The organism is Methanobrevibacter ruminantium, assembly GCF_016294135.1.
Classification (GTDB): Archaea; Methanobacteriota; Methanobacteria; order Methanobacteriales; family Methanobacteriaceae; genus Methanobrevibacter; species Methanobrevibacter ruminantium_A.
On sequence record NZ_JAEDCO010000058.1, the window covers coordinates 1 to 6,512 of the forward strand.

6 protein-coding genes are annotated in these 6,512 nt (G+C 31.5%); 4 read left to right on the plus strand and 2 right to left on the minus strand.

Annotated elements, in window-relative coordinates; translation table 11 throughout:
• Both VW161_RS08505 and VW161_RS08510 read left to right on the plus strand, forming a co-directional pair.
• Positions 1-974, plus strand: a 974-nt coding sequence (locus VW161_RS08505) for an ATP-dependent nuclease (RefSeq protein WP_325192927.1), incomplete at its 5' end; no start/stop codon positions are given.
• Between the two features lie 24 nt (positions 975-998).
• Positions 999-1,646 (plus strand): hypothetical protein, encoded by a 648-nt coding sequence (locus tag VW161_RS08510; RefSeq protein ID WP_304103305.1) that lies wholly within the window; start codon positions 999-1,001, stop codon positions 1,644-1,646.
• Positions 1,647-2,324: 678 nt separating this feature from the next.
• On the opposite strand, the gene VW161_RS08515 is transcribed toward VW161_RS08510, so the two are convergent.
• On the minus strand, positions 2,325-3,608 hold the full coding sequence (locus tag VW161_RS08515; RefSeq protein WP_304094934.1) for an O-acetylhomoserine aminocarboxypropyltransferase/cysteine synthase family protein: 1,284 nt from the start codon (positions 3,606-3,608) through the stop codon (positions 2,325-2,327).
• Between the two features lie 365 nt (positions 3,609-3,973).
• Between VW161_RS08515 and VW161_RS08520 the strand changes: the two genes are divergently transcribed.
• Complete coding sequence (locus VW161_RS08520; protein ID WP_304094936.1) at positions 3,974-4,549, plus strand: hypothetical protein; 576 nt, start codon at positions 3,974-3,976, stop codon at positions 4,547-4,549.
• 192 nt (positions 4,550-4,741) lie between these two features.
• On the plus strand, positions 4,742-5,878 hold the full coding sequence (locus VW161_RS08525; protein ID WP_304103302.1) for a toxic anion resistance protein: 1,137 nt from the start codon (positions 4,742-4,744) through the stop codon (positions 5,876-5,878).
• Positions 5,879-6,097: 219 nt separating this feature from the next.
• Here the strand turns inward: VW161_RS08525 and VW161_RS08530 are convergent, their stop codons facing one another.
• Positions 6,098-6,364 carry a hypothetical protein gene (locus VW161_RS08530; RefSeq protein ID WP_304103300.1) on the minus strand — a complete coding sequence of 89 codons (267 nt, stop codon included), beginning with the start codon at positions 6,362-6,364 and terminating at the stop codon, positions 6,098-6,100.
• Positions 6,365-6,512 lie beyond the last annotated feature (148 nt).

Genomic DNA, 6,512 nt, shown 5'->3' on the forward strand with positions numbered 1-6,512 from the left:
ATAATAATAATAATAATAATAATAATAATAATAATAATAATAATAATAATAATAACCAGCAAATGCTACTTGAAAAGATGGGAGACGGTACAAACAGGCGTACCACACTTGCCATTTTCAAGCATAAAAAGGACAAGAATGACCTTGTATATGTATTCGATGAGGTTGAAACTCACCTTCATATCAAGGCCCAATTAGACGTTTTACGCTTGTTAAAGGATTTGTCCACGGAAGGAAAACAGATAATAATAACCACTCACTATCCATTCATAATCAACCAGGTCAAGCTTGATGAAATTAAGTTAATCAGCTTAGATGCAGATAGAGGTTCCCAAATCTTTGAATTGGGCAGCACAACCCAAACACAGATTACATTGGCAAATCTTGGAATAATGAATATAGACTTCTTCTTCACAAGCAAACTTTTGATAGTGGAAGGGGAATCCGAGCTTAAGTTCATTCCAATAATGTATGAGAAATTGTATGGCTATCCAATAACCCAAAACTTCCTAAAGATTGTAAAGGCAGACGGCATAAAGGACATACCTAATTTCATCCGCATTATAAAGAATTCATTTTCCAAAACGGATATCTTTGCATTGATGGACAATGATGCTGATGAGGAAACAAAGGAAAGTTTAAACAAATGGATTGAAAACGGCATGATTGAAAATTCAAATATCTTCGTTATTGGTCAAAAGGAGTTTGAAGACACTTTCCCGAATGATGTGCTCGCTCTGGCATTATCCAAATACATAAGCGATGAATGCGGATATGAAGTGGAAATAGAAGTTAAGGAAATACAGAAGATAAGAAAATCCAAGAAGTTTTCAAAGTCTTTAGGAGACATATTCTATAATATGACCTATAGAGGCTTCAGCAAACCTACCTTTGCACAATACTTGGCATTGTATGCTGAAGAAGAGGATATTGATGAGAAGTTTATCAGATTATTCAAATTGATTTCAGATTAGAAAAACAAATATTAGATGATTAAGATGACAGATAAGGATTTAAAGTTAGAAACCAAGTGCTATGATGCAATGGAATATGGCTATCTCTACGGATTGAACAAGAAGATACCTGATGAGGAATGGGAGAAAGTCAAGCAATATATGAGAAAATGGAAAAGGATGGACTTTGTAGAAGGCAACATCAAGGTTACAGGACGTCCTGAAGGATACAGATGCTTGGAAGAGGATGTTTCTAAAGTTGAAGAGATACTTGGAATAACAAACACATTGGAAAAAAGAAGAAAAAACATAGAAGAGAAGATGTCTGATCCAATCAAGAAGGTTCAATTCAAGGACCAAGTCTACAACTGGTTAACAATGCTCTTTAAAAGCGGAACACAACCAAAACAGGATTTAAGCAGACTGGCTATCCATTCCACCAAAATCTATGATCCTGCAGATGGTTTCAAGAATGGTGCAGAGGAGGGATACGGTGAACTATTCATTTACACTCCTCATGGAATGTGGTATATTATCAATAACTGCAGTCCAGGAGCAAACAAGGCACTTAATAACCTCGAAAGTAAGTTTGGCGGTGCAATCGGCTATAGATTGATGTATGAGGATACAGTTGATACTTTGATTAGAGTATATACTGAAGAAAATGAGTATACTGGTCCAGAATTATACTAAAAACTATTTTTTATCAATTTTCTTTTTTTTAATTTTTTTTATTTTTTATATTTTTTTAATATTATAACCATATTGAAAAATTATAATTAAGTTGCTATTTTTAATCAAACTATCAAATTTACTTTAAATTGTAAAAATAATTAATCTTAATCGTTAAATTTATAAAATAACAAATTATAATTATTATTTGGGCAATTCTAATTATAAAATACCTTATCTCGATATCGGAACTTCTAGCAGGGATACGAACTTTTTCCTGACTAACATCAGGAGGTGATATCTTGATGGATGTATTATTGAAGCTATCTATATTATTTATTCTACTTGGATTTATTCAAGTAGTAATTTATATTTTAATTTAATTATCTTATAAATTTAAAATAAGTAATTTAAGGTATTTTATTTAGTTTTGCCCTTTAAAAAAGTTTCATTTAAGAAAAGATTATATATTACAAAAAACAATTATTAATTAAAGTTCGTATTGTTTTAAGATTTTTCTTAAAACTACCTGCTAGTGGGGATTTCCCCACTTTTTTTATCTATTTTTATTTAGTTCGTTATTATGAGAATTATTTTTAAAATTTTTAAAATATTACTAATTTTATGAAAAAAATTTTTAAAAAAAGAAAAAAAGAATTATTTTTTAAAGAGGTTTTATCCTCTATTTACTATTTTTATTTATTCAACAGCTTTCCTTAAAGCTTGATCGATATCTGCAATGATGTCTTCCACGTTTTCAATTCCTACAGACATTCTAATGAAGTCTGGAGTCACTCCACTGTCAACCTGCTCTTCCGGTGACATTGTGGAATGTGTAGTGGAAGCAGGATGCACCACTAAGGTCTTTGCATCACAGATATTTGCAAGGTGAGACAATAGCTCAACGTTTTCAATGAACTTCTTGCCTTCTTCTATTCCACCTTTAATACCAAATCCAAGTACACAGCCGTATTTTCCATTGAGATATTTCTTAGCGATCTCATGGTTAGGATTGTCTTCTAAACCTGGGTAGTTTACCCATGAAACAAGTTCATGCTGGTCTAGGAATTTAGCCACTTCAAGAGCGTTTTCAGTGTGTTGCTTGACTCTTAAGGACATTGTTTCAAGTCCTTGAAGGAGAAGGAATGAATTGAATGGGCTAATGCATGTACCTAAATCTCTCATCATCTGTACACGTGCTTTGGTAATGTAAGCCGCTTCACCGAATGCATCCACATAAACAAGGCCATGATAACTGTCATCTGGTTCTGTAAACTCTGGGAACTTGCCGTTAGTCCAATCGAAATTACCGGAATCCACAATGGTTCCTCCTAAGCTTGTACCGTGCCCTCCAATGATCTTGGTTGCTGAGTGAACAACAATGTCTGCTCCATGTTCAATAGGCTTTACCATGCCTATAGCAGATGTATTGTCAACTATTAAAGGAATTCCATGTCTATGAGCAATATCTGCCAATACTTCAAAGTCAGGTACATCAAGTTTTGGGTTACCGATAGATTCGCAGTATAAAGCTTTTGTCTTATCTGTAATAGCATCTTCAAAAGCCTGTGTATCTTGAGAGTCCACAAAATTGACTTTTATTCCGAATTTATTCAATGTATTCTTGAATAGGTTGTATGTTCCACCGTAAAGGTTGTTTCCAGAGACTATTTCATCTCCACATTGAGCTAGATTCAAGATAGCAAGTGTGATAGCTGCCATACCACTGGCCTGTGACAATGCACCCACTCCCCCTTCAATAGCTGCAACCCTCTTTTCAAACACTTCATTGGTTGGATTGTTTAATCTGGTGTAAATGTTACCTGGCTCTTTTAGAGCAAATATGTTAGCTGCATATTCTGCACTTTCAAATACATATGAACTGGTTTGATAAATAGGAACTGCTCTTGCGCCAGTGAATGGATCTGCCTCTTCCTGGCCTGCATGCACTTCTAAAGTTCTGTCTCCATATTTTCTTGTCATGATATTTTCTCCATATTTTTAAATATAACTATGTTAATGTAATTTATATATTCTATTATATTGCTTTTGATTAATAACTATAAGCATTAAGAAAGAAAACTTCACCGTATATCTCATCTAAGTATACTGAAAATAGGTTAAAATTGTGTAATTTAACACATAGATATATATTTAAAAATTAACAAAGTATTAGTAACAGTCAATAATTATTTAAAATAAAGATACTATTAAAATAATTGATAGTAATTTATAAACAATTGATTTAATCAATCATTATTTTAATTAAATTAGTAGTAAATTTGAGTTGTAAAATTATTAGAATAAAACATTAAGTTTTAGACAATATTTGGCAAAAAAGTGATATTATGGCAAAAGACAATTTTTGTATTTATTGTGGATTCAAGTTATTCCCAGAAGATCATTTCTGTCCAAACTGCGGTAAGAAATTGGATGAAGCTGACGTAAAGCCAAATAATACTTTCAATACTACAACTAGAAATACAACAAGCACTACAACTACCACTACATCAAATACTACTTCTCAGAACTATTCATACTATAAGAAGCAAGTTGAAGACCTAAAGAAAACTTATGAAACCAAGGAAGAAAAGGTTTTAGAACTCCTTGAAAGGAAATTCCCTAATGGCCAAATGTCTTATGGCAGATTCAGGGGAGAAGTTGATGTATGCAGAGTGAACTTCTTTAAGGAAGCTGAAGCAGCTGAAAACATGATAAACCTATCTGATGAATATTCAGAAAAAATAGCTAATGCCCTTAAGGAAAAGATAAAGACTTTGCAATCCATTGTTTCTAAAATGAATGATCTCCAAAGCGAACTCATCATCAGCATAAGCAATGGCGATGATGGTTCTGATCAAGAGATAGACAATTTGATTAAGGAAATGAATGATTTGATTGATTCTGTAAAGGATTATGATTAATATTCTTTTTTTCAGTTTTTTATGCTATTTCATCTTATTTTTAATATTTTTTAAACTATTTTTTAAACTATTTTTTATATATTTTTTATAATTCTCATTTAAAATAATGCAAAGATTTATAAATAATATATGTCATAAAATTATATGACACATTGAATTTTTAATTTTGTGTAAAATATAAAGGGTGATATAATGTCTGAATTTTCACTTGATGTTACTGAAATTAAAGAAGAAGTAGACAAAAGTCTAAAGTACGAAGAAGAAAAAATACCAAATGCAGAAATCAAAAAACAGGCAGATGATAATGCTGCTGCAATCTTTGAAGCTAATTTTGATGATGTAGCTGCAAGAGAAAACATCTTGAAACCATTGGATGACTTTGGTCTCAATGCAATCAACAGATCTGCAAACAAGAACAATCTCTTGACCACTCGTTTTGTTGATATTGCAAAAGGTGGAGATGAAGCAGCAAATGTAGGTGAAAAACTAGAGGAATTAGACAGAGAAATCAGAAACATAGACCCTAGCGCTATTGAATTCGGCCAATCCGGCATCTTAGGAAAACTCTTAAGACCAGTCAGAAATTATTTTGCTAAATATGAAAAGGCTGATGAAGCTATCTCCAACATTCTCAAATCCCTTGATGAAAGCAGCAGAGTATTGCAAAATGACAACACAACTCTTCTTGCAGAAGAATCATATTTAAGAGAATTGACCAAAAAGCTCATGACTGACATTGAGTTAGGTAAACAGATGGATGCTTCAATTGAACAGCAAATCCGTCAAGCTGAAATTGAAGGTGTAGACCAATATAAAATTGACTTTGTACGTGAAGAGGTATTATTCCCACTTAGACAAAGAATCATGGACATGCAACAGATGATTGTTGTAAATGAACAAGGAATCATCTCCTTGAATGTTGTAAGAAGAAACAACAAGGAATTGATCAGAGGAGTAACTCGTGCTAAAAACGTAACTGTAACTGCACTTAGAAACGGTGTAATGGTTGCAAGTGCATTATACAACCAAAAAATCGTTATCGATAAGATTAAAACCTTAAATGAAACCACTGAACAGGTTATTGAATCAACTTCCAGAATGCTTAGAGAGCAAGGAAACGAGATTCAAAAGCAAAGCATGGAAACAATGATTTCCCCTGAAGTCCTTAAGGCATCCTTTGCAGATGCTTTAGCTGCAATTGAAGATGTAAGCAATTACAAAAACCAAGCACTTCCTCAAATGCAGGAAACCATTGCTACATTCTCTCAAATGGCAGAAGACGGACAAAAGGTCATTGATAAAATTGAAGTAGGAAACAATACTTTCTAAGTATTTTCCTACAAATTTCTTTTTTTTAAAATTCTTTTTTTAAACTTTATAAATTTTTAAATACTTTTTTTATTAAATTATCATTCTTTTTTTTTAAAAAATAAGTTAAAATTAGCTTTAAAGTAGTTTAAAAAATAAAAAAAGAAGTGGTAAATAATAATTTAATTAAAAGAGGAAAAGAGTTTAATTATAAAAAGAGGTTAAAATAATTTAAAAATTTTAATTTCCTCTATTAATATCGATAGTAGTTCTTAAAGTGTCATAAAGACCAAAGATCCAAGTTATAATGTATGCTAAGTAGCAGCAGAAACCGGTATTGTCAACTTCTGCATCCAAAGGCATTCCGAAGTGTATCCAGAATCCTAAGAATATTAATCCTAAAACAAGATAACAAATGAATCTTTTCATTTCACCATCGTATGCTAAACCTAAACCTGGAAAGATTAAAGATAGAATCATTGCCAAGTATGTATTTTTCTTTGCCATATTTTACACCTATAAATTTAAAAATAATTTGTCTGATAAATAAATAAAATTATTTTTTATATTTACAAAAATATTTTAGTAAACCTAAAAAATATTTATGTATACCTAAATATTTGAACTTTTTTATTTATATACCTTTTCTTTTTTT

Excerpts from the sequence above, each read along its gene's own strand:
- VW161_RS08530 (WP_304103300.1), bottom strand. The coding sequence starts at position 6,364 with ATGGCAAAGAAAAATACATACTTGGCAATGATTCTATCTTTAATCTTT.
- VW161_RS08510 (WP_304103305.1), top strand. The coding sequence starts at position 999 with ATGACAGATAAGGATTTAAAGTTAGAAACCAAGTGCTATGATGCAATG.
- VW161_RS08525 (WP_304103302.1), top strand. The coding sequence starts at position 4,742 with ATGTCTGAATTTTCACTTGATGTTACTGAAATTAAAGAAGAAGTAGAC.
- VW161_RS08520 (WP_304094936.1), top strand. The coding sequence starts at position 3,974 with ATGGCAAAAGACAATTTTTGTATTTATTGTGGATTCAAGTTATTCCCA.
- VW161_RS08515 (WP_304094934.1), bottom strand. The coding sequence starts at position 3,608 with ATGACAAGAAAATATGGAGACAGAACTTTAGAAGTGCATGCAGGCCAG.